Here is a 26996-nt window from a genome sequence, read left to right as displayed (position 1 = left end):
GTTGCCGCCAATCAGTGCCATCTCGCCGGCACCGCTGTAGAGCTTCTGATTGGCGCCCACCAGCATGTCCTGGATGAAGTTCACCGACAGGTCGGCGCCGACGATGCCCTGGAACTTGCCCTTGAGCAGAATGGGCTGAATAAAGGACGCGAGCATCACCACCTTGTCGCCGACCTTGTAGGGCGCAGGGTCGATGACGCAGGACTTGAGACTGTCCTGGGAGCACAGGTAGTACTCGCTGGTGCGCACGCCGGTGGAAAGCAGGGTCCGGTCGTTGACGTCGGCCAGTTTGTCCAGGCCCAGGCTGCCGTCTTCGTTGCGGAACCACCAGGGCAGAAAGCGGCCATTGGTGGTGTCGATGCCCACCACCGAGGTGCCGACATAGGCCGCGTCGTTGTGGTCGATGGCATTGGGCTCCCAGGCGATGTAGGCGCCGAGGATCTTCGGATTCTGGGTGACGTTTTCCTTGACCAGTGCGATCAGCTGTTCCCGGCTCAGGTTGAGGCCGGCGCGGCCTTGCGCATCCGCAGTGCCCAGCAGGGCGTTGACCCGCACCAGGCCGCCGGCAATCAGCAGCGGCGCTTCGAGTTCGCGCTGGATCTGGCTGACCTGGGTCTGGGCCAGGCCGCTCAGGCGCTGCTCGATCACTTGCTCGAACTGGGTCTGGGTGCGTTCTTGCACCATTTGCTGGGTCCTGGCGCCGGAGAACAGGGCATACAGCACCAGGGCTGCAACCACGCTGAGAACGATGGCTCCGGCCAGGGCGGCCACGGAAAACTGGATCGACTTGAACTTCATAGAGGCTCCGGGCGCAGGAATTGAGGTCTGCCGTGCTGTATCGGCAGCAGCCTCGCGGGTCATTAGCCTTGAGTGCACAAATGACTCTTTCAGAGTGATGCATGTCGCTATTGGAGGGGGGGGGTCGCGGGCCGCTGGCGGCCTGGAGCGAACTGTGAATTTTTTCCTTCAACGACCCAGCGGTATCTGAAATGCGACTCAATGGGTGTTTTGCATCTGGCGCGGATACAGTTCCGCCCTTAGGATACGCGCCATGTTTTCAGGGAGGTTTCATGATGAAGAAGTCGTTACTGGTGTGTGCACTGAGCGCTGCCGTTCTCCTGACCGGTTGTGAAACGGTCAATACCACCAGCGGTGGCGTGGTGGGTGTGGATCGCAAGCAGTCCATGTTCAGCATGGTGTCCAGTGCCGAGGTCAATCAGTCCTACGCCCAGTCCTACCAGGAGACCCTGGGTGAGGCCAGCAGCCAGGGCGTGCTGGACAAGACCAGTGCCAATGCCAAGCGCCTGCAGGTCATCGCTGACCGGCTGATCGCCCAGGCCCCGACTTTCCGCCCCGACTGCGCGCAGTGGAAGTGGGAAGTCAATCTGATCAAGAGCGACGAGCTCAACGCCAACTGCGGTCCTGGCGGCAAGATCATTTTCTACTCCGGCCTGATCGAAAAACTCAAACTGACCGACGATGAAATCGCCGCGGTCATGGGCCACGAGATTGCCCACGCCCTGCGCGAGCATGGTCGCGAGGCCATGTCCAAGCAGTACGCGGTCGGTGCCGGCAAGCAGATCGCTACCCTGTTCGGGGTGTCGCAGGAAACCGTTGCCCTGGGGGATAACGGCGTGAATTTGCTGATGACCCTGCCCAACAGCCGCGAGAACGAAAACGAGGCGGACCTGATCGGCCTAGAGCTGGCCGCGCGTGCCGGTTACAACCCGAATGCCGCCATCAGCCTGTGGAACAAGATGGGCCAGGCGGCGGGTGGTTCGGCGCCGCCTGAGTTCATGAGCACTCACCCGGCTTCCAGCAGCCGAATCGCTTCGTTGCAGGCGGCGATTCCCAAGGTGATGCCGTTGTATCAGCAGGCCAAGAAGTCCTGATCCATCGCTTCATTGTCGCTGACGCTTTCGCCGGCAAGCCGGCTCCTACAGGTTGTGTGGGAGTCGGTTTGCCGGCGATTTCGTTTACAGCCAGCCGCTGATCTGCATGGCCTTGTACACCGCCACCACGGCGAGGATGAAGAAGGCCGACGCAGCCAGGCGACGAATCAGGGTCAGGGGCAGTTTGTCCGCGGCGAAGTTGCCCGCCAGGACCACCGGCACGTTGGCAATCAGCATGCCCAGGGTGGTGCCGATGATCACCAGCCACAGGTCCGGGTATTGCGCCGCCAGCATGACGGTGGCGACCTGGGTCTTGTCACCGATTTCCGCCAGGAAGAAGGCGATCAGGGTGGTCAGGAACGGCCCGAACTTGCGGGCGGTGGTGGCTTCGTCGTCATCCATCTTGTCTGGTACCAGGGTCCACAGCGCAGTGGCGGTGAAGCTGGCGGCCAGAATCCAGTGCAGGGTCGCGTCGGAGAAGAAGCTGCCGAACCAGGCACCTACCGCACCGGCGGCCGCGTGGTTGGCCAGGGTCGCGGCGACGATGCCGGCGATGATCGGCCAGGGTTTGCGAAAGCGCGCGGCAAGAATCAGGGCAAGCAGTTGCGTCTTGTCGCCGATTTCGGCCAAGGCAACGATTGCGGTGGGAACGAGGAGAGAATCCAGCATCATCAGGGTTTTCCTAAGGGGCGGGTCGACACGGCTATGACACGTACAGCCTTCCCGCCCCGGGTAAGGTGTGCGTGTCATAGGTCTTGTCAAACCCTGCGGTCCGTCTGTGCGGACTCTTGGGTCGCATGCGCCATGGTCTGAGGACCAAGTATGTTGACGCATGCCGGACGAGCGTGGCGCTCGTGGGAGACTACTCCCCTAGGACGGAGCGGATTCTGCCTAGGCAAAATCCATTCGGCAAGCCTTGTTTGCGAAAAACCGTCTCAGCCGCGCTTGGCCCGGTAAATCCGGAAACCCTGGCCTTCGGCTTTGATCGCGCACGGCCCGAGGTGCTCTTCGATCAGGGGTTGGTAGCGCAGGAAGCTGTTGGCGACTACCCGTAGTTCGCCGCCTTTTTGCAGATGTTTACTCGCTTTTCGCAGCAGGTTTTCTGTTGCCTGGTAGTCGGTGTGAACCCCGGTATGGAAGGGCGGATTGGTCAGGATGCCGTTCAATTCCATGGGCGCGGCGTCGATGCCATCACCGGTCAGCACCTCGGCTTGCAGACCGTTGGCGGCCAGGGTCAGGCGACTGCTGGCGGCGGCAAAGGCGTCCACATCCAGCAGGGTCACGCGGTTGTCCGGGTAACGGCGTTTCACCGTGGCGCCCAGGACCCCGGCGCCACAGCCGAAGTCCAGCAGATGACCGGCGGGCAGGTGATCCAGATGCTCCAGCAGTAATGCGGTGCCGCGATCCAGGCGCCCATGGCTGAACACTCCCGGCAGGCTGACCACCGTCAATGGACCTTCGGCCAGGGGCAGTTGGTATTCCTGGGCCAGGCTCTCCAGCGCCACCGGTTCGGGAGCGTTGGCGACCGTGACCTGCCACAGTTGGCAGTGGCGCGCGCTGTCGAGCTTGCGCGGTTTGCCGAAGGGGTTGAGTTGCTTGGCGGCGCTTTCCACGCCGCTGCGCTTCTCGCCCACCAGGTACAGCTCGCGCCCGGCCAGGCGCGAGGCCAGGGCATTGAGCAGGTAGTCGGTCAGGTCCTTGGATTTGGGCAGAAACAGCACGGCGCTGTCGAAGGCCTCGGTCGGCGCGGCTACGCCGAAGTGGCAGCGCCCGGGAAAGCGTGCCTCCAGGGCCGCGTGGTCGCCGGCGTGCCAGCTCCAGCCCCGGGCGTTGGGCAGGCGGCCCAGCAGATCATCCGCGGCCAGGCCGGCCAGCAGCAGTGAGCCTTGAAACAACTGAGCCTGGCGTAACAGTACTTCGCTGCGTGTGTCCATGGTCGCCCCCGAAAAAAGTGGCGAAGTTTATCAACTCACGACCCGCAGCGGGGTGCCACTGAAGAAGGCTCGGGCATTTTCCGTCAGTTGGCCGACGATCCGCTGGCGGGCTTCGCGGCTGCCCCAGGCGTTGTGCGGGGTCACGATCAGGCGCGGGATATCACGGGCCAGCAGGGGGTTGCCGGCCACCGGCGGTTCGACGCTCAGCACGTCGGTGGCCGCGCCGCCCAGATGGCCGCTGCGCAGTGCATCGGCCAGGGCCTGTTCGTCGATCAGGCCGCCGCGAGCGGTGTTGACCACCAGGGCACCGGGCTTGAGCAGGGCCAGCTCCCGGGCACCGATAAAGTTTCGGGTGTGTTCGTTGAGTGGGCAGTGCAGGGTCAGGGCATCCACTTGTGGCAGCAGTTCCTCCAGCGGCAGGCGGTCCGCTCGAGCCGGGCGTCCGGGTATCTGCCCCAAGACCACGCGCATGCCAAAGGCTTCGGCCAGGCGCGCCACGGCGCTGCCCAGTTCGCCGTTGCCCAGCAGGCCGAGGGTCTTGCCCGCGAGTTCGATGATGGGGAAGTCCAGCAGGCAGAACTGCTTGGCCTGCTGCCAGCGGCCGGCGGCCACGGCCTCTTGGTAGTCGGCCACCCGAGTGGCGAGATTGAGCAGCAGCATCAGGGTGTGCTGGGCCACCGATGGCGTGCCGTAGCCCTGGCAGTTGCTGACCCGGATGCCCTGCTGGCGGGCCGCGTTCAGATCGACATTGTTGGTGCCGGTGGCGGCCACCAGGATCAGTTGCAGATCGGGGCAGGCCGCCAGGGTTTCGGCACTCAGAGCGACCTTGTTGCTGATGACCACCTGGGCGCCTTGCAGGCGCTCGATCACCTGCTCCGCGCGGGTGTGGGCATGCACTTGCAGGGGGCTGAAACAGTCGTGCAGCGCACTCAGGTCCAGGTCGCCCAGGTCCAGCGAGCTGTGATCGAGAAAGACGGCGCGGCGATTGTTGGTCATGAACTGTACCTTTTGCACGGGGGATCTAAGGCGTAATCTGCCGAGCCTAACAGATGAAATAATTAGACATACACAGGAGCCTGCATGTACCTCACCGAGTTCTTGACCGTTGCCCTGATCCACTTGCTGGCGGTGGCCAGCCCCGGCCCGGATTTCGCCGTGGTGGTGCGCGAAAGCGTGACCCACGGCCGTCGAGCCGGCACCTGGACCGCTCTGGGCGTGGGCTGCGCGATCTTCCTGCACGTGGGTTACTCACTGCTGGGGATCGGCCTGATCGTTTCCCAATCCATCGTGCTGTTCAACGCCCTGAAGTGGCTGGCGGCCGCCTACTTGCTGTACATCGGCTTCAAGGCCCTGCGCGCCCAACCGGTCAAGCCGGCGGCGGACGATCTGCACAAGGAAGCCGGGGTGCGGACCGCCCGCGGAGCCTTCACCTCGGGTTTTGTCACCAATGGCCTGAATCCCAAGGCGACCCTGTTCTTCCTCTCGCTGTTCACGGTGGTGATCAACCCGCACACGCCCCTGGCGATCCAGGCCGGTTACGGGGTGTACCTGGCGGTGGCGACCGCGCTCTGGTTCTGCCTGGTGGCGCTGCTGTTCAGCCAGCAGCGGGTTCGTGCCGGCTTCGCCCGCATGGGCCATTGGTTCGACCGCACCATGGGCGCGGTGCTGATCGCCATCGGCGTGAAACTGGCCTTCACCGAGATGCATTGAGTGCGCTGAGCTGGTTCAGGGTCGCCACGTAATGCCGTGGCGTATCCCCCAGCAAGCGGCAGAACATCGCGCTGAAGGCCCGGGCGCTGCCGTATCCCAACGAGTCGGCCACGCTGTGCACGCTTTCCCCGGCGAGCAGGCGTGGCAGGGCTTCCATCAGGCGCAGTTGCTGGCGCCAGGCATTGAAATTCATCCGCACCTGCTGTTGAAACAGCCGCGCCAGGGTTCGCGAACTGGCGCCGACCTGCTGCGCCCAGTCTTCCAGGGTGTGGGGATGGTCCGGGGTCTGCAGCAGGGTTCGGCAGATGCTCTGCAGGCGCCGGTCCTGGGGCATGGGAATGTGCAGGGGCAGGTTTTCCAGGCCGGCGATCTCTTCCAGCATCAGTTGCTGGATCAGCGGATTTTCCGCCTGCTCCGGTCCTTGCACCGCTCGCAGGATCAGCTCCCGCAGCAGGGGTGTCACCGCCAGCACACAGCACTGTTGCAAGGACGGCGGAGACAGATGCGCGGCAATGAACAAGGAGCGCATGCGGACCTCGCCGACCATGAAGATTTCATGTTCCACCAGGGGCGGAATCCACACCGCGCGGGTTGGCGGAATGACCCAGGCGCCCTGGGCGGTGACCACGCGCATGGTGCCGCAGGCGGCGTAGAGAAACTGCGCTTCGCGATGGCGATGGGATTGCTGGTGGGCGGCATCGGGATAGTCGCGGGGATAGGCGCTCACCGGGCCGTGGTGGAAGTGGCTGATTAACATGTCCGATCCAATGACTTTGTTGTCAGGAATGCTGTAAACAGCCAACTTAGCATAGGCGACACCACCACCAACCTTGTGTGCCGCCATGAATCAAGCTCGAAACGTTATCCGCTACGTCAACGCTGCCCATGTCATCGATCACATGTTCATGCTGATCTTTCCCGCCGCCGTGCTGGGCATGACCCAGGCCTTTGCCCTGGACTATGCCGCGCTGATCGGCCTGTCCCTGGGCGGTTTCATCGCCTTTGGCGCCTGTTCGCTACCCGCCGGCTGGCTGGGGGACCACTGGAGCCGACGACAGATGATGTTGCTGTTCTTCTTCGGCATGGGCGCGGCGTCGATCCTCACCGGCCTGAGCAACAGCCCGACCCTGTTGGTGATCGGCCTGACCCTGATGGGGGTATTCGCTGCGATCTACCACCCGGTGGGCACGGCCATGCTGGTGGCCTATGCACAGAATCGTGGGCGGGAGATCGGCATCAACGGTATGTGGGGCAATCTCGGCGTGGCGTTTTCGGCGCTGATCACCGGTTTTCTCGTGGCTCGGTTCGGCTGGCGTTCGGCTTTTATCCTGCCGGGGGCGGTGGCGATCCTGCTGGGGATCGGCTTTGCCTGGCAGGTGCGTGACGAACCGGTGCCGGTACGGCCCCACGTCGGCTTGAAGGGCAAGGGCGGGCAGCAGATCTCCATGTTCCTGGTGTTCGGTGTCCTGGCCCTGGCCACGGCCACCGGCGGGGTGGTGTTCAACGCCACCACCATGACCTACCCCAAGCTGTTTCAGGAGCGCCTGCACGAGCTGTTCACCTCGCCGCAGACCCTGGGCCTGGTGGTCAGCCTGGCCTATGCCTTCGGTGCGGTGGCGCAGTTGACCATTGGCCGGGTATTGCATCGCTTCAGCCTGAAGTGGCCTTTTATCGTCTTGACCCTGTTTCAGGCGCCACTGCTGTTGGCCATGGCCCACAGCGAGGGCTGGAGTGTGATCCTGCTGGGGGCGGCCTTCATGTTCGTGGTGTTTGGCCAGGTCACGGTGAATGACGCCATGGTCGCCAACTTCGTCGCGCCGCAGTGGCAGTCGCGGGTCTTCGCCTTGCGTTACTGCCTGTCGTTCGGTGCCAGCGCCACGGCCATTCCGTTGATTGCCCTGGTGGAGCCGCGCCAGGGGTTGAGCGGCCTGTATCTGATCCTCGCCGGGTTTGCCGCGCTGACTTTTGCCGCCGCGCTGGCGTTTCCCCGGACGCCGGCCGAAGCGGCGGTGGGACAGAGCGCTTGATCTCACGCAGAGCCGCACCAATGCTGGCTTGGAGCTAGTATTTGTACGGCTCTGCAAATCATCCCTTTGGCTGATTTAGCGGGCGCACAGGAACTCTAGAGTGAGTATTCTCCAGCTACGACCGAGCCGTCAGAAAAAGGGATTCTTATGTTGCAGACTCGTGTTATCCCCCCCGCCGAAGGCGCCTATCAATACCCGCTATTGATCAAGCGGCTGCTGATGTCCGGCAGTCGTTACGAGAAAACCCGCGAGATCATCTACCGCGATCAGTTGCGCTATACCTATCCGACCCTGATCGAACGCGTGGCGCGCCTGGCCAACGTATTGACCGCCGCCGGGGTCAAGGCCGGCGACACCGTGGCGGTGATGGATTGGGACAGCCATCGCTACCTGGAGTGCATGTTCGCCATCCCGATGATTGGCGCGGTGATCCACACCATCAACGTGCGCCTGTCGCCGGAGCAGATCCTCTACACCATGAACCACGCCGAAGACCGCTTCGTGCTGGTCAACAGCGAGTTCGTCGGTCTGTACCAGGCCATCGCCGGGCACCTGACCACGGTGGAGAAAACCCTGCTGCTTACCGATGCGCCGGAGAAAACCGCCGAGCTGCCGAACCTGGTGGGGGAGTACGAGACATTGCTGGCGGCCGCCAGTCCCCAGTACAACTTTGAGGATTTCGACGAGAATTCGGTGGCCACCACCTTCTACACCACCGGCACCACCGGCAATCCCAAGGGCGTGTATTTCACCCACCGGCAGCTGGTGCTGCACACCATGGGGGTGTCCACCATCATGGGCTGCATTGACAGTGTGCGGCTGCTGGGCACCAACGACGTGTACATGCCCATCACCCCGATGTTCCACGTGCACGCCTGGGGCCTGCCCTATGTGGCCACCATGCTCGGGCTCAAGCAGGTCTACCCGGGACGCTACGATCCGGAGTACCTGGTGGAGTTGTGGCGTCGGGAAAAGGTCACTTTCTCCCATTGCGTGCCGACCATCCTGCAGATGGTGCTCAACGCCAAGGCGGCCCAGGGCACCGATTTCGGCGGTTGGAAGATCGTCATCGGCGGCAGCGCGCTGAACCGTGCGCTGTACGAGGCGGCCAAGGCCCGGGGCATCCAGCTGACCGCCGCCTATGGCATGTCGGAAACCGGCCCGCTGGTGTCCTGCGCTCACCTCAATGACGAGCTGATGGCGGGCAGCGAAGACGAACGCACCACTTACCGGATCAAGGCGGGGGTGCCGGGCCCGCTGGTGGAGGCGGCGATCATCGATGCCGAGGGCAAGTTCCTGCCGGCGGACGGCGAGTCCCAAGGCGAGCTGGTGCTGCGCGCGCCCTGGTTGACCGAGGGCTATTTCAACGAACCGCAGAAGGGCGCCGAACTCTGGGACGGCGGCTGGCTGCACACCGGTGACGTGGCGACCCTGGACAGCATGGGGGGGATCGACATCCGTGACCGGATCAAGGACGTGATCAAGACCGGGGGCGAGTGGATCTCGTCCCTGGACCTGGAAGACCTCATCAGTCGTCACGCGGCGGTACGTGAAGTAGCAGTGGTGGGCATCGCCGATCCGCAGTGGGGCGAGCGCCCGTTCGCCCTGCTGGTGATCCGCGAAGGTCATGCCATTGGCGCCCGCGAGCTCAAGGAACATCTGAAGCCGTTCGTGGAACTGGGGCACCTGAGCAAGTGGGCGATTCCCAGTCAGATCGCCCTTGTTACTGAAATTCCCAAGACCAGCGTGGGCAAGCTCGATAAGAAGCGCATCCGTGTCGACATCAGCGAATGGCAAGCCAGTAACAGCACCTTCCTCTCCACGCTTTGAGCGTCCTCTGCCGTGCCCGCCCGGGCACGGCATGCCTACCCGGCAAGCCTTTGTCTTGTGCTCGCGAGATTTTCAGCCATTCTTACCGCGCCGTCTTTCAACGGTTTTGGCAAAGGGTTGTTCCAGCGCGGTGGGTGGTTGCAAATCACACTTTAGAGGGATCAAGCAGTAATCCCCGCTGGATATAGTCCGCTCACGGATTTTTCTGAAGTACGGAGCATTGTGGGGTGCTCGCGCCACGCAACTTTGGGCCTGGGGCGGTGTTGCTCGACCCGGTATCCGCAGCGTCTTCAGAAGAGCGTACTGCCATAACAATAATGCACATGGAGTAGCGTCGATGACATCAGCAAACCAGTTCTGGCGCCGGGCAAAACTGCCCCTGGCCGTCGGTCTCGCCTCCACGCTCGCCGGGCCGGCATTCGGCGTCAGCTTCAACATCGGTGAAATCGAAGGCAGCTTCGATTCGTCTCTTTCCCTGGGGGCCAGTTGGTCCACCGCCGAGCGCAACAAGAACCTGATCGGGGTCAATAATGGCGGCAAGGGCCTGTCCCAGACCTCTGACGATGGTCACTTGAACTTCAACAAGGGCCAGACCTTTTCGAAGATCTTCAAGGGCATCCATGACCTGGAGTTGAAGTACGGCGATACCGGTGTGTTTGTCCGTGGCAAGTACTGGTATGACTTCAAGCTCAAAGACGAAGACCTGGACTTCAAGAACATCAGCGACAACAACCGCAAGGAAGGCGCCAAGTCCTCCGGCGGGCAGATCCTCGATGCTTTTATCTACCACAACTATTCCATCGCCGATGAGCCGGGTTCGGTGCGTTTCGGCAAGCAAGTCGTGAGCTGGGGTGAAAGTACCTTCATCGGTGGCGGTATCAACTCGATCAACCCCATCGACGTATCGGCGTTCCGTCGCCCAGGTGCCGAGATCAAGGAAGGCCTGATTCCGGTCAACATGTTCTACATCTCCCAGGCCCTTACCGAGAACCTCTCGGCCGAAGCCTTCTACCAATTGGAGTGGGACCAGACCGTTACCGATAACTGCGGCACCTTCTTCTCGCAGCCGGACATCATTTCCGACGGTTGCGACAACAACCTGCGGGTGCTGAACAAGCGCTCGACCATCAACCCGGCAGCGTTCCCGACCCTGAACGCCCTGGGGGTGGACGTTAACAACGAAGGTGTTCTGGTTCGTCGTGGCGCCGATCGTGACGCCCGCGACAGTGGCCAGTTCGGCGTGGCCTTTCGCTACAACTACGAGCCGCTGGATACCGAGTTCGGCGCCTACTTCATGAATTACCACAGTCGCGCGCCGATCTTCAGTGCTCAGGGCGCTGCGTCGCGCTACTACACGATGCCGTTGGGGCCGTTGGCCAGCGCCAGGCCGCTGATCGTGGCAGGCAACTCCAACTACTTCGTCGAGTATCCGGAAGACATCCGTCTGTACGGCCTTAGCTTCTCCACCACCTTGCCTACCGGCACGGCCTGGAGTGGCGAACTGAGCTATCGCCCCAATGCTCCGGTCCAGCTGAACTCCACCGACATCCTGTTCGCCGGCGTGACGCCCATTACCGGCTTTGGCAACGCATCCGTCTTGAAAGGCACGCCCGGGCAGGACCTGCACGGCTATAACCGCAAGGAAATTACCCAGCTCCAGACCACCTTCACGCACTTCTTCGATCAGGTCATGGGCGCCAGCCGCCTCACGCTGGTGGGTGAAGTCGGTATGACTTATGTCGGCGGCCTGGAAAGCAAGACTAAAGCTCGATATGGCCGCGATCCGGTCTTCGGGCCTGGCACCTTGCCGAACGGTTTCTGCGCCACCCTCAACGGCAACACCATCGCCGGAGCCGGGGCGGGCACTGATGCCAGCAATCGCACCACCAACTGCAACAACGACGGCTTCACCACCGCCACTTCCTGGGGCTACCGCGGCCGGGCCATCTGGGAATACCCGGATGTGTTCGCCGGTGTGAACCTCAAGCCCAACGTGGCCTGGTCCCATGACGTCAAGGGTTACTCGCCAGGTCCTGGCGGCAACTTCGAGGAAGGTCGCAAGGCCATCAGCCTGGGGTTGGATGCCGAGTACCAGAACACCTACACCGCGAGCCTGGCCTACACCAACTTCTTTGGTGGCGACTTCAGCACCGTGGATGACCGGGACTTCCTCGCCTTGAGCGTTGGCGTGAACTTCTAAGCACACTGCATTTTCAGGAAGAACGACACTATGAACATCACCAAGAGTCTGTTGCACGTCGGTGTGCTGGGACTGTCACTGCTGGCCACCGGGGTCATGGCCGCGGTCTCGGCCGATGAAGCCGCCAAGCTGGGCACCAGCCTGACGCCGATGGGCGCGGAAATGGCCGGCAACGCCGCCGGCACCATTCCGGCCTGGAAGCCGCTGGCGACCAATGCCGGCACCGTGGACAGCAAGGGTTTCCTGTCCAACCCGTACGGCAGCGAGCAACCGCTGTTCACCATCACCGCGCAGAATGTCGAGCAGTACAAGGACAAGCTGGCACCGGGGCAGTACGCGATGTTCAAGCGCTACCCGGAAACCTTCAAGATGCCGGTCTACCCGTCCCATCGCGGGGCTACCGTGCCGGCTGACGTGTTCGCCGCGATCAAGCGCAACGCCACCAAAACCAACCTGGTGTCCGGCGGCAACGGCCTGGAGAACTTCGAAACCGCGATTCCGTTCCCTATCCCGAAAAGCGGGGTGGAAGTGATCTGGAACCACATCACCCGCTATCGCGGTGGCAGCGTGACCCGCCTGGTGACCCAGGCCACGCCACAGGCCAACGGCTCCTACAGCCTGGTGTACTTCCAGGACCAGTTCGTGTTCCGCGACAAGATGAAGGACTACGACCCGAAAAACCCGGGCAACATCCTGTTCTACTTCAAGCAGAAAGTGACCGCCCCGGCGCGTCTGGCCGGTGGTGTGCTGCTGGTTCACGAAACCCTCGACCAGGTGAAGGAACCGCGTTCGGCCTGGGTCTACAACGCGGGTCAGCGGCGTGTGCGTCGTGCCCCGCAAGTGTCCTATGACGGCCCGGGTACCGCCGCCGACGGCCTGCGCACCTCGGACAACCTGGACATGTACAACGGTGCTCCGGATCGCTACGACTGGAAGCTGGAAGGCAAGAAGGAGATGTACATTGCCTCCGACAGCTACAAGCTCGATTCGCCGAGCCTGAAGTACGCCGACATCATCAAGGCCGGGCACATCAACCAGGATCTGGCTCGCTACGAGCTGCGTCGGGTCTGGCATGTGGTCGCGACCCTGAAGGAAGGCCAGCGCCACATCTACGCCAAGCGTGACTTCTACATCGACGAGGACACCTGGCAGGCGGCGGTGATCGACCACTACGACGGCCGTGGCCAACTGTGGCGCGTGGCCGAGGCCCATGCCGAGAACTACTACGACAAGCAAGTGCCGTGGTACGCCCTGGAAACCCTCTACGACCTGCAGTCCGGCCGCTACCTGGCGCTGGGCATGAAGAACGAAGAGAAGCAGGCGTACGACTTCGGCTTCACCGCGACCACCAGCGATTTCACCCCAGCCGCCCTGCGTCAGGACGGGGTTCGCTGATCCGCTGCAAATAGAGGCCGCATCCTCGGAAATTGCCCCGACCGGTTCGGGGCTTTTTTTTGCCTGAAAAATCTTGCCCTTGGGGAAGTGCACATCAATCCAGGTGGACTAGGCTGGTTTTCTCCAAGTGAATTAGTAAGTTGCTTAATAAATAACTGAAATATCGACTGATCAGTCAGATATATCTGACCCATTTGGACATAGTCTTTTTTACCCGAATGGTCGCAAAAATCTTCAACAGGTCGCTTTTTACCGCTAGTCTGCGGGCATCTGCTACGCCGACAACCCTACATCAATAAGAGTTGGCCATGACTGAGCTGTCCTCCCTTCAACGGTCTGCCAGCGCGGTGATTCCCGCGTTGGAAGGGCGTTTCTATCGACCCCCTCTGCCCGACGGATACGTGCAGCGGCCGCGTCTTTGCGAACGCTTGAGCGCCGGGTTGAAGGGGCGGTTGTTGTTGGTCAGTGCGCCGGCCGGATTCGGCAAGAGCTCGCTGGCGGTGGAGTTCTGCCAGGGCTTGCCGGGAAACTGGCAGAGCCTGTGGCTGGGGTTGAGCCGTCGGGACAGCGATCCCGGACGCTTCCTCGAGCGTCTGCTAGCAGGCTTGCAGCAGTACTTTCCCCAACTGGGCCGGCAGTCTCTCGGGCTGTTGAAAATGCGCCAGCGTCATCAGCCCTTTGCCTTTGAAGAGTGGCTCGACGGCCTGCTGGACGAGTTGGCGCAGCACCTGTCCGGCAGCTCGCCGCTGCTGCTGGTGCTGGATGACTACCACCTGGCCCAGGGCCCGGTGCTGGATCGCTGCTTGCAGTTCTTTCTCAATCACTTGCCCGATGGCCTGGTGGTGCTGGTCACCAGTCGCCAGCGCCCGGACTGGCATCTGGCGCGGCTGCGGCTGTCGCGACAGTTGCTGGAACTCAATGAACAGGATTTGCGCCTGACCCATGACGAATCCCTGAGCCTGTTGGATCGGCACAGCAGCGCCTTGCGTGGCGAGGCTCTGGAAAGCTTGATCCAGCGTAGCGAGGGCTGGGTTGCCGGGCTGCGTTTCTGGCTGCTGGCGGCGTCCGAGGCCGGTGCGCTGGGCACCTTGCCCCAGGGGCTGCATGGGGGGGAAGGGCTGATCCGTGACTACCTGCTGGAGGAAGTGATCGACTGTCTGCCCGCCGAGGTCCAGGCGTTCCTCTATGACACGGCGCCCCAGGAGCGTTTTTGCGCCGAACTCTGCGATGCCCTGCGCGAGGCCCATGACAGCGCGGAAATCCTCGGGTTTCTGCAGGCCCACCAGGTGTTCCTGGTGCCGCTGGACGAACACGGGCATTGGTATCGCTATCACCACCTGTTTTCCGATCTGTTGCGCACCCGCCCCACGGCCAATGCCCTGGTGCCGGCCGCTACTCTGCATCTGCGGGCCTGTCGCTGGTTCAATGCCCAGGGGCTGCTGGATGAAGCGGTGGAGCAGGCGCTGCGTGCCGGGCACCTGGATGTGGCGGCCAACCTGGTGCAGAACCTGTCGGAGGAGCAACTGCTGGCGGAGCAGAATGTCGGCATGCTGCTGCGCTGGAAGATGGACCTGCCCGACAGCCTGTTGATCAGCACGCCGCGCCTGATCGTGCTTTACAGCTGGGCCCTGGGCCTGGCCTGCCAACTGGATGCCGCGGAAGAGCTGGCCGATCACTTGAGTCGTTTCTTGCCGGCGCCTTCGGCCACCGCGCAGAAGTCGATGCTGGCGCAATGGCTGGCCCTGAGCGGGATCATCGCCCGTGGTCGCGGGCAGCGGGAAAGAACCCTGGCCTATTGTGGTGAAGCTCTTGAGAGCCTGCCGCACAAGCGTTACGGGCAACGCCTGATGTGCCTGTCGACCCTGTCCAACCTGGCGATTACCGACGCTGATCTGTGGCGCGCCCGCAGTCTCAATCGCGAATCCCTGGAGCTGGCACAGCGGGTCGGCAATCCGCTGTTCGAGGCCCTGGCCCATTACGATCGGGCCCGGGTCCTGCAGGCTCGGGGCGAGGTGCTCAGAGCGCAGGAGGAGGTGCACCAGGGGCTGCGCCGGCTGCAGGGGCTGTCGGCTCAGCGACTGTATGCGGTGCGGGCCCGGCTGACCCTGTATGAAGGCTATCTGTTGACGCTGCGGGCCCAGCCTGAAACCGGTCTGCTGCGTCTGCAGGCCGGGCTGGTGGAGGCCCGGGCCTGTCGCGATATCAGCGTGTTGATCGCCCACTGCGTGATCGCCAAGCAGGAGGGGCTGCGAGGCGAGTTTGCCCGGGCCTTTGCCGAACTCGCCGAAGCCGAGCGCCTGATGCACATCTGGGACGTGCCGCCGATCTACTACCTGGCAATGATCACCCTGGTGAAATGCGAGCTGTGGCTGGCTCAGGGACGCACCGACCTGGCCGAGGCCTGGCTTGGCCGCCTGGGCCAGACCTACACCGGCGAACAGGCGGCGGCACCGCCTGAGTTTCACCCGCAACTGCCGTTGCATATCGAGCTGCAGCAGGCCCGACTGGACACCATCAAGGGCGACGCTGCCAGGGCCGAGCAGCGTTTGCGGCGGCTGGTGGAGCATGGTCGGCAGAGCGGCCGGCAATTGTTGAGCGTGATGGCCCTGACCCAGAAGGCTCAGTTGCTGCTGGGGCTCGGGCGTGGCCCCGAGGCCCGCCAGGATTTGCTCCAGGCCCTGGAGGCCGCCGTCGGGGGCGCATTGCAGCCTTTCGAGGGGCTGATTGCGCAGCATCCCGGCTGGATGCGCGAGCAGTTGCAGCAGGGCGCACCGACCGCCTTGACCCAGGCGCTGCTGGAGCGCTTGCCCGCCGCACCCCGGGAACTTCCCGAAACGGCGGTCCCCAGCGAATCCTTGAGTTCCAGGGAGTTGTCGGTGCTGCAACTGATCGCTCAGGGCTGTTCCAACCAGGAGATCAGTGAGCGACTGTTCATCTCCCTGCACACGGTCAAGACCCATGCCAGCCATATCAACAGCAAGCTGGGGGTGGAGCGCCGTACCCAGGCAGTGGCCCGGGCCCAGGAGCTGGGGCTGCTGGGCTAGGCTCCCGGGCGAGGGGCGAGTCGGCGGCAAGGTGCGCTCAACGGGCCAGGTGTTCCTTGCAGTAGTCGGCAAACAGGCGCGCCGGCTTGGTCAACTGGCCACGCTTGAGCCAGGCGGCGACCAGGCCTGAGCCGGTCACGTCCTCGACGATATCCACGCACACCACCGGCTTGCCGTCGTAGGAGCACTGGGAGTGGGGGCGGGTCACCAGGATCGAAAAGCCGAAGCCCTGGCCGACCATGCCCCGCACCATCTCGATGGAGGGCGAGCTGAAGGCGATCTGCGGGGTGAGCCCCAACTCCTCGAACAGGCTGACAAAGTAGGTCCGGCTGGGTTGCACATCCAGCAGGATCATCGGTTCCAGGCTCAGGTCGCGCAGTGAAACCTGGGCTTGCTGGGCGTAGCGATGATCGGCCGGCAGCAGCACATAGGGGCGTTGCGCCGGCATCAGCGGCTCGGTTTCGATGGTGCCGTCCAACTCATGTTCATACAGGATCACCAGGTCGAAGGCGCCCCCGGTCAGGCCTTGCACCAGTTCCTGTTGCTCGCCGTCACGGATGCGAATCTCCACGCCGGGATAGAGCGCGCTGAAACCGGCGATCAACTGCGGCAGGTACAACGGAGCCACGGTTTCAAAGCAGCCGATGTCGATCTGTCCGGACACCACATCATTGTCGGCCAGGGCGTTCTGTTCGAACTCCTTGGCCATGCGCAGCAGTTCCTGGGCCTTGCGATAGAAGCGTGCACCGCTTGGGGTCAGGGACACGCCCAGGGCGTGATGACGAATCAGCAACTGCACACCGAAGCTGTCCTCCAGGCCCTTGATGGCAGTGGAGATCGACGGTTGGGCGATATACAGCTTGCGCGACGCCTCGGCAACGCTGCCGCACTCGACGGTGGTGATGAAGTACTTGAGTTGACGCAGATTGTAGGTGGCCACAGCGAACCTCGTTCTTTGCCTTGGCGCGGGGGCGGGCGGGGTCGTTCGGACCCGGTTCTTGAGTGCAGTGCGAAAGATGCAGTCCGCTTCCTGCAAGCAAGTTATGCACCGACAAGCTCCCCCGGGCGTGGTTTTTTGTCCGTCAACGATACTCACAAGCGTCGTCGGAGAGGGCCGGGTCTAGACAGTTTTTTCATCGCTTGTGAGCAGGAATTTCCTGGCCTTCACCGAGCTAGACCAGGACGGCGGTGTTCAACTCGGCACCTCGGGAGCGCTCTGTGGTGCAGGCAGTTCCTCGGCGGGCGGGGCGGCGTTGAAGTCCAGGGTCACCGTGAAGAGTTGCTGTTCCGTCAGCACTTCAATGCGCCAGCCGAGCCGGGCACTGAGTTGCCGCATCAGTTCCAGACCCAGGCCATAGCCAAAGTCGTTGGACGGCTCCAACTGCTTGGTCTCCCGAATGCGGTTGACGATACGCAGTTGCGGATAGTCGAAATGGATCTCGACGCTGCCTTCATCGGCATATTGCAAGGCATTGCGCAGGAAGTTGCCCACCACGATGCGGCAGGCGGTGAGGGGCAGGCGGCAAGGGGTACTGCTGATGTCCAGCAGCAGCTCGATATCCCGTGTGCCGATCAGGTAGCGGTGTTCCTCGATCAGTTCGGTGACCAGGCCGCTCATGTCGATGGGCTCCTCGGGCAAGGGTTCCGGCAGTTCCCGGCTCATCCACAGCAAGGTTTCGGCGATGCGCTGCATGTTCAATACCGAGCGCTCGATGCGTTGCAGGGGCGGCGGCAGGACACCGCCGGATTGCAGGGTCAGCAGTTCGATATTGGCCTTGAGCACCGCCAGCGGGGTACGCAGTTCATGGCTGGTATAGCGCAGCAGGCGGCCTTCGCGCAGGCTGGCGGCCTGCACCTGCTGCACGCTTTGGGCCAGGGCATCGGCGAGCACGTTGAACTCCTTGAAACCGAAATTAGGCCGCTGGCCGGACACCGCGTCCGCATCCTTGAGGGTCGAGGACCATTGGGCCAGGCGCTCCAGGGGCCTTACCAGCCACCAGACCAGCAGGACAATGATGATCAGCGCCGGGACGAACACCGCCAGGCTGATGAGGTTGACGCCGCGCAACTGGCGCTCGATGTAGGCGTCGGACAGTGGCGTCTCCACTTCGCCGCCTTCTTCCTTGTCGTGGTCGACGTCGAACATGTACAGGGTCTTGCCGTCGCTGAGGGGCTGGGCCAGGACCGCCCGCCCTTCATCCTCGTCATCGGAGTCCAGGTCGCCGAAGGCCTGTAGCGCGCCGAAGGACAGGCTGGGCGGAGTATCCAGTAGCTGACGGATTTTCTCCGGCAGGGCTTCCTTGCCGATCACGCTGGTATAGAAGTAGTTGTGCGGCGGCGGGGTGTTCGGATCCTTCTTGTAGTGCCTGGCGAAGTACTGGGCTTCTTCTTCCATCATGGCGCTGGCGGTGTAGAGCAGGCCACGCACGCTGTATTCGGGCAGCAGCAGGCTGTAGATCAGCAAGACGACGCCGATCAGCAGCAGGAAGCTGCCACTGATCACCCATTTCAGACCCAGACCGTTACGCATGTGACCTCATCTGTATGCCAATTCCGGGGATGGTGTGGATCAGCGGTTGGCCGAAGGATTTGTCCACGGTCTTGCGCAGCCGGTGCATGTGCACCTTGAGGGTATTGCTGTCCGGCGGTTCATCGCCCCAGATGGTCGCTTCCAGGCGCTCCCGGGTCACGGGTTCCGGGCTGGCGCGCATCAGGCATTCCAGCAAGGTCCAGCAAATGGGCGACAGGTGCAGTTCCTGGCCCGCGCGGCTGACCTTGCGGGTGGACAGCTCCATGACCAGGTCGGCCACTTGCAGGCGGCTGGCCTGACCGCTGCGGCGCATGCTCAGGGCGCGGATGCGGGCTACCAGTTCCGCCAGCTCGAAGGGTTTGACCAGGTAGTCGTCGGCCCCGGCGGCAAAGCTGGCGAGCTTGTCGGAAAGAGCGTCCAGTGAAGTGAGCATCAGGATCGGCGTCTGGCTGCCTTGCTGGCGCAACTGTTGGCACAGCTGCTGGCCGTCCAGTCGCGGCAGCATGATGTCGAGGAGTATCACGTCGTAGTGCTGGCCCAGAGCCAGGTTAAGACCGGTCTGGCCGTTGCTGGCGTGGTCGCAGACGATGCCGCTGATTTCCAGGTATTCGATGACGGTATTGGCCAGATCGAGGTTGTCCTCGACCAGCAGCAGGTTGATATGCACGGGTATGTCCCCCTGGACCCTTGGCGCTCAGGGGAGCAAGGATAGCGGAGTCGGATGGGGTTCTACCGATGTTTACCCAGTGTTAACCCGGCCCGGCCTAAGCTGGGGATCAACTCATCCGGAGCGCTATCTGCCATGAACGTGTCTTCAGTGGTCAAAGGTATCTTGCTGCTCATGATTGTCCTGGTCCTGATGGCCTGTGTATTGCCCTCCAGGGGGCCTCTGGTGCGCCTGGGGCAGGGTGGTCCATTGAGTTGGCTGGTGATTGGGCAAGGCAAGGCGCCAATAGGGGCGGGTTATGTCGCCAGTGCTTTCTGATGACTCCGGCGCCCGTTACACCGATCAGTTGGTGGGGTGTCTGGTGCTGATTCTTTGTGTGTCGATTTCCCTTGGGGTGTATATCGTGCGCTTGAACGCGCAGATCGACAGTCAGCGCGAGCTGGCGCCGGTGCGCTTGCTCGAATGCGGCCAGGGCCGCGGAGCCTTTATCGTCGATCCCCATGGACATCGCAGCAGCAGTGACAATTGTTACCTGGTGGATGAGGACGACTAGCCTCGGGCAGGCTCGGTGCGCGGAGTCATGCGCCATGAGATTCAAACGCAAGAAACGTGGTTCTTGCGCTTGAATCTCCCTTTACTGTGCAGGCTATCGAGAGAACGGTGCGGCAAGCGTGACAGGCCCGCCCGACTCCACTGGCGGACTGAAGGAGAGCTGAGATGTCCTGCGTATTCAAATTGATGGCGTCCCCTGTTGGCCAACTGACCCTGGTCGCCAGAGGCAGCAAGTTGGCGGCGATTCTCTGGGAGCATGAACGGCAGAATCGGGTTCGTCTCGGGCCATTGCAGGAAGCGGCCGATCATCCGCTGTTGCGGGAAACCGAGCGTCAGTTGCAAGAGTACTTTGCCGGTAGCCGTGAGCGTTTCGAGCTGGAGCTGGATTTTGCCGGCACCGAGTTCCAGTGCCAGGTCTGGCAGGCGCTGTTGACCATTCCATTCGGTGAAACCCGCAGCTATGGCCAGATCGCCCGACAGATCGGCCACCCCAAGGCGGTACGGGCAGTAGGGGCGGCCAATGGCCGGAACCCGATTTCGATTGTTGCTCCCTGTCATCGAGTGATCGGCGCTTCGGGAAGCCTGACCGGTTTTGCCGGTGGGCTGCAGGCCAAACGGTATCTGCTGGCGCTGGAAGGCGAAGAGACGCTGCAATTGAGGTTCTGAGTCAGCAGGGGCGGCGAGCTGTGCCAGAATGGCCGATCGTTTTTTCTGGAGCCTTGCCATGAGCGCCGTTACCCCCAGCCTGATCCGCGAGACCTTCCCCGTCGGTCCGTTGCAGTGCAACTGCACCATCATCGGCGACCCGTTGACCAAGAAAGCCATTGTGGTCGATCCGGGCGGCAATCCGGACTTGATCATGGCTCGCCTCGAGGCCCTGGGGCTGAAGGTGGTGAGCATCATTCATACCCATGCTCATCTGGACCATTTCCTGGCCTCGGGGCAGATGAAGGAAAAGACCGGCGCCACCTTGCACCTGCACAAGGACGATCAGTTCCTCTGGGACAACCTGGAGATGCAATGCAGCATGTTCGGCGTGCCCTTTACCCCGGTGCCGTCACCGGACCGCTGGCTGGATCACGAGGAAGAGTTGGCTTGTGGATGCGGCGTAGCCTTGCATACCCCCGGGCATACTCCGGGTTCCATGAGCTTTTGGTTTTCTGAAGCTAAGCTTCTGATTGCCGGCGACACACTGTTCAAGCGCGGCGTCGGACGCACGGACTTGTGGGGCGGCGATCAAGCCACCCTGGTGCGTTCGATCAAGCAGCGTCTGTATACCCTCGACGAAGACGCCACAGTGGTGGCCGGGCACGGTCCAGACACCCGCCTGGGGGATGAAATGCGTCAGAATCCGTTCGTGAGAGCCTGAGGATTTGCTCTGTTGCTCACGGAATTTTTGCCGTTTCGCGTGTTCCAACGGCAGCACAGGTCTGTTGCCAACGTCCGCTGCACCACAGAATGCAAAAAGTAGGAGCTTTCCATGTTCACCTCGCGTCGTTTGATTGTTGTCGCTACTGCTGTGGCCTTGTTGTCCGGCTGCGCTTCGCCTAACCCCTATGACAATCAGGGGCAGGCCGACGGCGGCTCGTCGGGCATGAGCAAAACTGCAAAATACGGTGGCCTGGGTGCCCTGGCCGGTGCTTTGGCCGGTGCCGCCATCGACCACAACAACCGTGGCAAGGGGGCGCTGATCGGTGCCGCCGTGGTGGGTGCGTCTGCTGCCGGTTACGGTTACTACGCCGACCAGCAAGAGAAGAAACTGCGCGCCAGCATGGCCAATACCGGGGTTGAAGTGCAGCGCCAGGGTGATCAGATCAAGCTGATCATGCCCGGCAACATCACCTTCGCCACCGACTCGGCGAACATCGCTCCCAGCTTCTATCAGCCGCTGAACAACCTGGCCAACTCGCTGCGCGAGTTCAACCAGAACCAGATCGAGATCGTCGGCTACACCGACAGCACCGGCAGCCGCCAGCACAACATGGACCTGTCCCAGCGTCGTGCCCAGAGCGTCGCGACCTACCTGACGTCCCAGGGCGTGAGCAGTGCCAACCTGTCCGCTCGCGGTGCCGGCCCGGACAACCCGATCGCCAGCAACGCCGACGTCAATGGTCGTGCGCAGAACCGTCGGGTAGAGGTCAACCTCAAGGCGATTCCGGGTCAGCAGTATCAACAGCCGAACCAGCAGTACCAGCAGCCTTACCAGCAGCAAGGTCAGCAGTACTAAGGGCAAACTGGCTGAACCCCAGGCACAAAAAAGCCCGCCCGATGCAAATCGGGCGGGCTTTTTAATGGCTGAGGCGTATTACTTCTTCAGGCCGTAATGCTCGTCGAGCATGCCGGGGGCATTCGGCGTCTTTGGCGCGTAGTCCCGTGGCGGCTCCTGGTCCCGCGGTGGTGTCAGGCGTTCACGAGGAGCCTGCACCGACTCCGAGTGCAGGGCGGCCAGCAGGCGTTGGCGGGTCAGTTCGTCCAGGGCCAGACGGTTGGCGCCCTCGGCGAGATGGTCCTGCACTTCCTGATAGCTCTGGGTGAGCTTTTTCACCAGGGTGGCGGTGCTGTTGAAGTGGGTGACCACTTCGTTCTGATAATTGTCGAAACGTTCCTGAATATCGTCCAACTGACGCTGCGTGCGGTTAGGCGCGGCATTGGGCAGCAGGCGAGCAACCAGGAATCCAATGGCGACACCCGCGACCAGGGCAAGAGTCGGCAACAACCAAACTAAGAGCGAGTGTTCCACGAGTCCTTCCTCTATAAACGGCTTTGCTTTACGTTAACGGCTCGAACCTGCGCTGTATACCGCGATTCACTCGCAATAGATTGGCACAGACCATTTGCTAGACGAGTCGACCCCCTTCGAGGTCACGGAGTTCCTTCCTTGCTAATGCGTGAAACCCCTGTAGTGATTGACGGCCCTGTGGGCCAACTGGAAGCCCTGTATCTGGAGGTGCCCGACGCTCGCGGCGTGGCGCTGATCTGTCACCCCAATCCGGTGCAGGGTGGCACCATGCTCAACAAGGTGGTGTCCACCTTGCAGCGCACCGCGCGGGATGCCGGGCTGATTACCTTGCGCTTCAACTATCGGGGCGTGGGCGCCAGTGAGGGCAGTCACGACATGGGCAGTGGCGAAGTCGATGACGCCCAGGCCGCCGCTCAGTGGTTGCTGGCCCGGCACCCGGGATTGCCATTGACGCTGCTGGGTTTTTCCTTCGGAGGCTTCGTCGCCGCCAGCCTGGGTGGACGCCTGGAAGCCCAGGGCATTCGGCTCAAGCATCTGTTCATGGTGGCGGCGGCGGTGACCCGGCTGCGGGACAGCGATCAGTTGCCGGAGAACTGCCCGCTGACCCTGATCCAGCCGGAAACCGATGAAGTCATCGACCCGCAGGCGGTCTACGACTGGTCCGACGCGCTTGTTCGCCCCCATGAGCTGCTGAAAGTGGCAGAATGCGGACACTTTTTTCATGGCAAGCTCACCGATCTCAAGGATCTGGTGCTGCCGCGACTTTCGAATTGATAGCAGTCTGATAAGCGATTACCCATGACTACTCGTACGCGTATCCTCACCGGCATCACCACCACCGGCACCCCGCACCTGGGCAACTATGCCGGCGCGATTCGCCCGGCGATCCTTGCCAGTCGCGACAGCAATGCCGACTCCTTCTACTTTCTGGCCGACTACCACGCGCTGATCAAGTGCGACGACCCGTTGCGCATCCAGCGTTCGCGTCAGGAGATTGCGGCCACCTGGTTGGCCGGTGGCCTGGATGTGGAGCGCGTGACTTTCTATCGCCAGTCGGACATTCCGGAAATCCCGGAACTGACCTGGTTGCTGACCTGCGTCGCGGCCAAGGGGCTGCTCAATCGCGCGCATGCCTACAAGGCCTCGGTGGACAAGAACCTGGAAGCCGGTGAAGACCCGGACGCCGGCATTACCATGGGGTTGTACAGCTACCCGGTGCTGATGGCCGCGGACATCCTGATGTTCAACGCTCACAAGGTGCCGGTGGGCAGGGATCAGATCCAGCACGTGGAGATGGCCCGTGATATCGGCCAGCGCTTCAACCACCTGTTCGGCCAGGGCAAGGAGTTCTTCACCATGCCCGAGGCGCTGATCGAGGAAAGCGTTGCCACCTTGCCAGGTCTCGATGGCCGCAAGATGTCCAAGAGCTACGACAACACCATTCCGTTGTTCACCAGCGCCAAGGAGATGAAGGACGCGATCTCGCGGATCGTCACTGACTCCAAGGCGCCGGGCGAGGCCAAGGATCCGGACAACGCTCATTTGTTCACCCTGTTCCAGGCCTTCTCCACCCCGGCGCAGGCTGCCGAGTTCCGCGCGGAATTGCTTCAGGGCCTGGGTTGGGGAGAAGCCAAGAACCGCCTGTTCCAATTGCTGGACGCCGAGCTGGGCGAAGCCCGCGAGCGTTACCACCAACTGATCGCTCGCCCGTCGGACCTGGAAGACATTCTGCGTGCCGGCGCCGTCAAGGCCCGTGCCGTGGCCACGCCGTTCCTCGCCGAGTTGCGTGAGGCCGTAGGCCTGCGCTCCTTTGCCAGCCAGGTGCAGGTTGCCGCCACGACCAAGAAAAAGGCCGCCAAGGCTGCGCGCTTCATCAGCTTCCGTGAAGACGATGGCAGTTTCCGTTTCCGCCTGCTGTCTGCCGATGGCGAGCAGTTGCTGCTGTCGCGCCATTTCGCCGATGGCAAGGCGGCCGGTGTGGTGAGCAAACAGCTGCAGTCCGGGCAGGCGCTGGATCTGCGCAGCGAAGCCGGCAGTTTCAGCGTCTGGCTCGATGGTGCCTGTGTGGCTGACAGCCCTGAGTTCGCCGACGCTGCCGCGCGTGATGCAGCAATAGATGCACTGCGGATTGCGCTGACCCCGGCGCAGGACTAATCGGAATCTTCCCGACCAAGGGCTGATTGCCATTCCCCAGGGCCGTCGCTAAAGTGACGGCCCGTTTTTGTTGCCTTGCTAACGAATTATGACGCCCCTAGAACGATACCAAGCAGATCTGAAACGCCCGGACTTCTTTCATGACGCGGCACAGGAAACCGCTGTGCGTCATCTGCAGCGTCTGTACGACGATCTGATTGCAGCCGAGCAAAACAAGCCGGGACTGCTCGGCAAGCTGTTCGGCAAGAAGGATCAGGTGCCGGTCAAGGGCCTGTATTTCTGGGGGGGAGTGGGGCGCGGCAAGACCTATCTGGTGGATACCTTCTTCGAGGCCCTGCCGTTCAAGGAAAAGGTTCGCACGCACTTTCACCGCTTTATGAAGCGCGTCCACGAAGAGATGAAGACCCTGGGCGGCGAGAAGAATCCGCTGACCATCATCGCCAAACGCTTCTCCCAAGAGGCGCGGGTGATCTGCTTCGACGAGTTCTTCGTCTCCGACATTACCGATGCGATGATCCTCGGCACCCTGATGGAAGAGCTGTTCAAGAATGGCGTGACCCTGGTCGCCACCTCGAACATCGTTCCGGACGGCCTGTACAAGGATGGCTTGCAGCGTGCGCGCTTCCTGCCGGCCATTGCCCTGATCAAGCAGAACACCGAGATCGTCAACGTCGACAGCGGTGTCGACTACCGTCTGCGGCATCTGGAACAGGCCGAGCTGTTTCATTACCCCCTGAATGAAGCGGCTCACGAAAGCCTGCGCAAGAGCTTCCGGGCGCTGACCCCTGAATGCACTCAGGCGGTGGAAAACGATGTGTTGATCATCGAGAACCGGGAAATTCGTGCCCTGCGTACCTGTGATGATGTGGCCTGGTTCGATTTCCGCGAGCTGTGCGACGGTCCCCGCAGCCAGAACGATTACATCGAACTGGGCAAGATCTTCCATGCGGTGCTGCTCAGCGGCGTGGAGCAGATGAGCGTGACCACCGACGACATTGCCCGGCGCTTTATCAATATGGTCGACGAGTTCTATGACCGTAACGTCAAGCTGATCATCTCTGCCGAGGTTGAACTCAAGGATCTGTACACCGGTGGACGCCTGACGTTCGAGTTCCAGCGAACCCTCAGCCGGTTGCTGGAGATGCAGTCCCACGAGTTTCTGTCGCGGGCACACAAGCCGTAAGCGTCGCCAAATGAACAAGGGCCTGCATTGCAGGCCCTTTTTTTATGCCGCCTGTTGCTGGAACTGTTGGCGGTACTGGTTGGGTGAGAGTTCGGTGTGCTGGCGGAACAGGCGGGCAAAGAAGCTGGCGTCGTCGTAGCCGACTTCGTAGCTGATGGTCTTGATGCTCTTGCGTGTTCCCGAGAGCAGGCCCTTGGCGGTTTCGATACGCAGCCGCTGCAGGTAATGCAGAGGCTTGTCGCCGGTGGCGGTCTGGAAGCGGCGCATGAAGTTGCGAATGCTCATGCCATGCTCGCGGGCCACGTCTTCGAAGCGGAACTTGTCGGCGAAGTGCTCTTCGAGCCAGTGCTGGATCTGCAGGATGATCACGTCCTGGTGCAGCTTCTGGCCGCCAAAGCCGATGCGTCCGGGGGCGTAGTTGCGTTGCACTTCGTAGAGTATGTCCCGAGCCACGGCCTGGGCTACGTTGGCGCCGCAGAAGCGTTCGATCAGGTAGATGTACAGGTCGCAGGCCGAGGTCGTGCCGCCGGCGCAGTAGAGGTTGTCGGCGTCGGTCAGGTGCTTGTCCTGATTGAGCTGGACCTGGGGGAAGCGTTCGCTGAAGGCGCTGAAGAAGCGCCAGTAGGTGGTGGCTTCCTTGCCGTTGAGCAGCCCGGCTTCGGCCAGCCAGAACACGCCGGTGGCCTCGCCGCAGAGCACGGCACCGCGGGCGTGCTGAGCCCGCAGCCAGGGCAGTATCTGTGGATAACGCTGGCACAGGGTGTCGAAGTCGTCCCAGAACGCAGGGAGGATGATCACGTCTGTGTCTTCCAGCGGGCCATCCACCGGCATGATCACGTTGCTGAAGCTGCAAACCGGCTGGCCGTCGGGACTGACCAGGCGGGTTTCGAAGGCCGGGGTCAGGCCTTGGCCCAGTTGTTTGCCATAGCGCAGGCTGGCCAGATGGAAGAAATCCTTGGCTTGCATGAGGGTGGAGGCGAAAACCCGGTCGATAGCCAGGATGCTGACGCGCCGCAAGGGCGTGGAGGTTTGGTTAGACATAATTCAATTGTTCTTATAGGGGAAAGTGGTCACCAGACGGCTGGATCGTCTTATTTTTTGTCGGATGTGTCCAGTGTCCTGTGCAGGTGGCTGGCCT

General features: G+C 62.2%; 24 protein-coding genes and 1 riboswitch. Of the genes, 15 read left to right on the top strand and 9 right to left on the bottom strand.

Annotated elements, in window-relative coordinates; genetic code table 11:
• Window positions 1-1073: 1073 nt before the first annotated feature.
• Window positions 1074-1892 carry a M48 family metallopeptidase gene (locus tag POS17_RS25080; protein WP_060840996.1) on the top strand — a complete coding sequence of 273 codons (819 nt, stop codon included), beginning with the start codon at window positions 1074-1076 and terminating at the stop codon, window positions 1890-1892.
• 84 nt (window positions 1893-1976) lie between these two features.
• Here POS17_RS25080 and POS17_RS25075 read toward each other — a convergent pair whose 3' ends face one another.
• The 3 genes from POS17_RS25075 to POS17_RS25065 form a co-directional block, all read right to left on the bottom strand.
• Window positions 1977-2561, bottom strand: a complete 585-nt coding sequence (locus tag POS17_RS25075) for a TMEM165/GDT1 family protein (RefSeq protein WP_042940848.1) — start codon at window positions 2559-2561, stop codon at window positions 1977-1979.
• A 91-nt stretch (window positions 2562-2652) separates the two neighbouring features.
• A riboswitch (yybP-ykoY riboswitch) is annotated at window positions 2653-2776 on the bottom strand.
• Window positions 2777-2827: 51 nt separating this feature from the next.
• On the bottom strand, window positions 2828-3826 hold the full coding sequence (locus tag POS17_RS25070; RefSeq protein WP_060840995.1) for a class I SAM-dependent methyltransferase: 999 nt from the start codon (window positions 3824-3826) through the stop codon (window positions 2828-2830).
• A 30-nt stretch (window positions 3827-3856) separates the two neighbouring features.
• Window positions 3857-4822 (bottom strand): 2-hydroxyacid dehydrogenase, encoded by a 966-nt coding sequence (locus POS17_RS25065; protein WP_060840994.1) that lies wholly within the window; start codon window positions 4820-4822, stop codon window positions 3857-3859.
• A gap of 84 nt (window positions 4823-4906) precedes the next feature.
• On the opposite strand from POS17_RS25065, the gene POS17_RS25060 reads away from it, so the two are divergent.
• Complete coding sequence (locus POS17_RS25060; protein ID WP_060840993.1) at window positions 4907-5536, top strand: LysE family translocator; 630 nt, start codon at window positions 4907-4909, stop codon at window positions 5534-5536.
• Here the strand turns inward: POS17_RS25060 and POS17_RS25055 are convergent.
• The gene (locus POS17_RS25055) at window positions 5520-6293 is read right to left on the bottom strand and encodes an AraC family transcriptional regulator (protein ID WP_060840992.1); all 774 of its coding nucleotides are present in this window, start codon (window positions 6291-6293) and stop codon (window positions 5520-5522) included. The two genes, POS17_RS25060 and POS17_RS25055, sit on opposite strands and share 17 nt — an antisense overlap.
• Before the next feature lie 85 nt (window positions 6294-6378).
• On the opposite strand from POS17_RS25055, the gene POS17_RS25050 reads away from it, so the two are divergent.
• From POS17_RS25050 to POS17_RS25030, 5 genes are all read left to right on the top strand, one after another.
• Window positions 6379-7563 (top strand): MFS transporter, encoded by a 1185-nt coding sequence (locus tag POS17_RS25050; RefSeq protein WP_060840991.1) that lies wholly within the window; start codon window positions 6379-6381, stop codon window positions 7561-7563.
• A gap of 147 nt (window positions 7564-7710) precedes the next feature.
• Window positions 7711-9393 carry a fatty acid--CoA ligase gene (locus POS17_RS25045; protein WP_060840990.1) on the top strand — a complete coding sequence of 561 codons (1683 nt, stop codon included), beginning with the start codon at window positions 7711-7713 and terminating at the stop codon, window positions 9391-9393.
• Between the two features lie 337 nt (window positions 9394-9730).
• Window positions 9731-11593, top strand: coding sequence for a DUF1302 domain-containing protein (locus tag POS17_RS25040; RefSeq protein ID WP_060840989.1), 1863 nt, complete (start codon window positions 9731-9733; stop codon window positions 11591-11593).
• A gap of 30 nt (window positions 11594-11623) precedes the next feature.
• On the top strand, window positions 11624-12988 hold the full coding sequence (locus tag POS17_RS25035) for a DUF1329 domain-containing protein (RefSeq protein WP_060840988.1): 1365 nt from the start codon (window positions 11624-11626) through the stop codon (window positions 12986-12988).
• A gap of 308 nt (window positions 12989-13296) precedes the next feature.
• Window positions 13297-16032: a LuxR C-terminal-related transcriptional regulator gene (locus POS17_RS25030; RefSeq protein ID WP_060840987.1), complete on the top strand. Its 2736-nt coding sequence runs from the start codon at window positions 13297-13299 to the stop codon at window positions 16030-16032.
• Between the two features lie 37 nt (window positions 16033-16069).
• On the opposite strand, the gene POS17_RS25025 is transcribed toward POS17_RS25030, so the two are convergent.
• The 3 genes from POS17_RS25025 to POS17_RS25015 form a co-directional block, all read right to left on the bottom strand.
• Complete coding sequence (locus tag POS17_RS25025) at window positions 16070-16972, bottom strand: LysR family transcriptional regulator (RefSeq protein WP_060840986.1); 903 nt, start codon at window positions 16970-16972, stop codon at window positions 16070-16072.
• A 252-nt stretch (window positions 16973-17224) separates the two neighbouring features.
• Window positions 17225-18562, bottom strand: coding sequence for a sensor histidine kinase (locus POS17_RS25020; RefSeq protein ID WP_060840985.1), 1338 nt, complete (start codon window positions 18560-18562; stop codon window positions 17225-17227).
• The gene (locus POS17_RS25015) at window positions 18555-19229 is read right to left on the bottom strand and encodes a response regulator transcription factor (protein ID WP_060840984.1); all 675 of its coding nucleotides are present in this window, start codon (window positions 19227-19229) and stop codon (window positions 18555-18557) included. Before POS17_RS25015 ends, POS17_RS25020 begins: the two co-directional genes overlap by 8 nt.
• Window positions 19230-19364: 135 nt before the next feature.
• Between POS17_RS25015 and POS17_RS31285 the strand changes: the two genes are divergently transcribed.
• The 5 genes from POS17_RS31285 to POS17_RS24995 all read left to right on the top strand — a co-directional run bounded on the left by POS17_RS31285 (window position 19365) and on the right by POS17_RS24995 (window position 22008).
• Window positions 19365-19547 carry a hypothetical protein gene (locus tag POS17_RS31285; RefSeq protein ID WP_060844582.1) on the top strand — a complete coding sequence of 61 codons (183 nt, stop codon included), beginning with the start codon at window positions 19365-19367 and terminating at the stop codon, window positions 19545-19547.
• On the top strand, window positions 19528-19782 hold the full coding sequence (locus POS17_RS25010; RefSeq protein WP_060840983.1) for a hypothetical protein: 255 nt from the start codon (window positions 19528-19530) through the stop codon (window positions 19780-19782). The genes POS17_RS31285 and POS17_RS25010 overlap by 20 nt, the downstream gene beginning before the upstream one ends.
• Window positions 19783-19946: 164 nt before the next feature.
• On the top strand, window positions 19947-20447 hold the full coding sequence (locus tag POS17_RS25005) for a methylated-DNA--[protein]-cysteine S-methyltransferase (protein WP_060840982.1): 501 nt from the start codon (window positions 19947-19949) through the stop codon (window positions 20445-20447).
• Between the two features lie 58 nt (window positions 20448-20505).
• Complete coding sequence (locus tag POS17_RS25000) at window positions 20506-21150, top strand: MBL fold metallo-hydrolase (protein ID WP_060840981.1); 645 nt, start codon at window positions 20506-20508, stop codon at window positions 21148-21150.
• Window positions 21151-21261: 111 nt separating this feature from the next.
• Window positions 21262-22008, top strand: a complete 747-nt coding sequence (locus POS17_RS24995; RefSeq protein ID WP_047306025.1) for an OmpA family protein — start codon at window positions 21262-21264, stop codon at window positions 22006-22008.
• Window positions 22009-22086: 78 nt separating this feature from the next.
• Here POS17_RS24995 and POS17_RS24990 read toward each other — a convergent pair whose 3' ends face one another.
• A complete protein-coding gene (locus POS17_RS24990; protein ID WP_060840980.1) occupies window positions 22087-22521 on the bottom strand; it encodes a YhcB family protein in 435 nt (144 codons plus the stop codon).
• Between the two features lie 144 nt (window positions 22522-22665).
• On the opposite strand from POS17_RS24990, the gene POS17_RS24985 reads away from it, so the two are divergent.
• From POS17_RS24985 to zapE, 3 genes are all read left to right on the top strand, one after another.
• On the top strand, window positions 22666-23295 hold the full coding sequence (locus tag POS17_RS24985; RefSeq protein WP_060840979.1) for an alpha/beta hydrolase: 630 nt from the start codon (window positions 22666-22668) through the stop codon (window positions 23293-23295).
• Between the two features lie 24 nt (window positions 23296-23319).
• Complete coding sequence (locus POS17_RS24980; RefSeq protein ID WP_060840978.1) at window positions 23320-24675, top strand: tryptophan--tRNA ligase; 1356 nt, start codon at window positions 23320-23322, stop codon at window positions 24673-24675.
• An 88-nt stretch (window positions 24676-24763) separates the two neighbouring features.
• Window positions 24764-25858 carry a cell division protein ZapE gene (zapE, locus tag POS17_RS24975; protein ID WP_047306022.1) on the top strand — a complete coding sequence of 365 codons (1095 nt, stop codon included), beginning with the start codon at window positions 24764-24766 and terminating at the stop codon, window positions 25856-25858.
• 42 nt (window positions 25859-25900) lie between these two features.
• On the opposite strand, the gene POS17_RS24970 is transcribed toward zapE, so the two are convergent.
• Window positions 25901-26800: a GlxA family transcriptional regulator gene (locus POS17_RS24970; protein ID WP_173655961.1), complete on the bottom strand. Its 900-nt coding sequence runs from the start codon at window positions 26798-26800 to the stop codon at window positions 25901-25903.
• Window positions 26801-26996: the final 196 nt, after the last annotated feature.

The organism is Pseudomonas sp. Os17 (assembly GCF_001547895.1).
Classification (GTDB): Bacteria; Pseudomonadota; Gammaproteobacteria; order Pseudomonadales; family Pseudomonadaceae; genus Aquipseudomonas.
The sequence above is the reverse complement of the archived record's forward strand: the minus strand, read 5'-3'. Positions and strand labels throughout refer to the sequence as shown.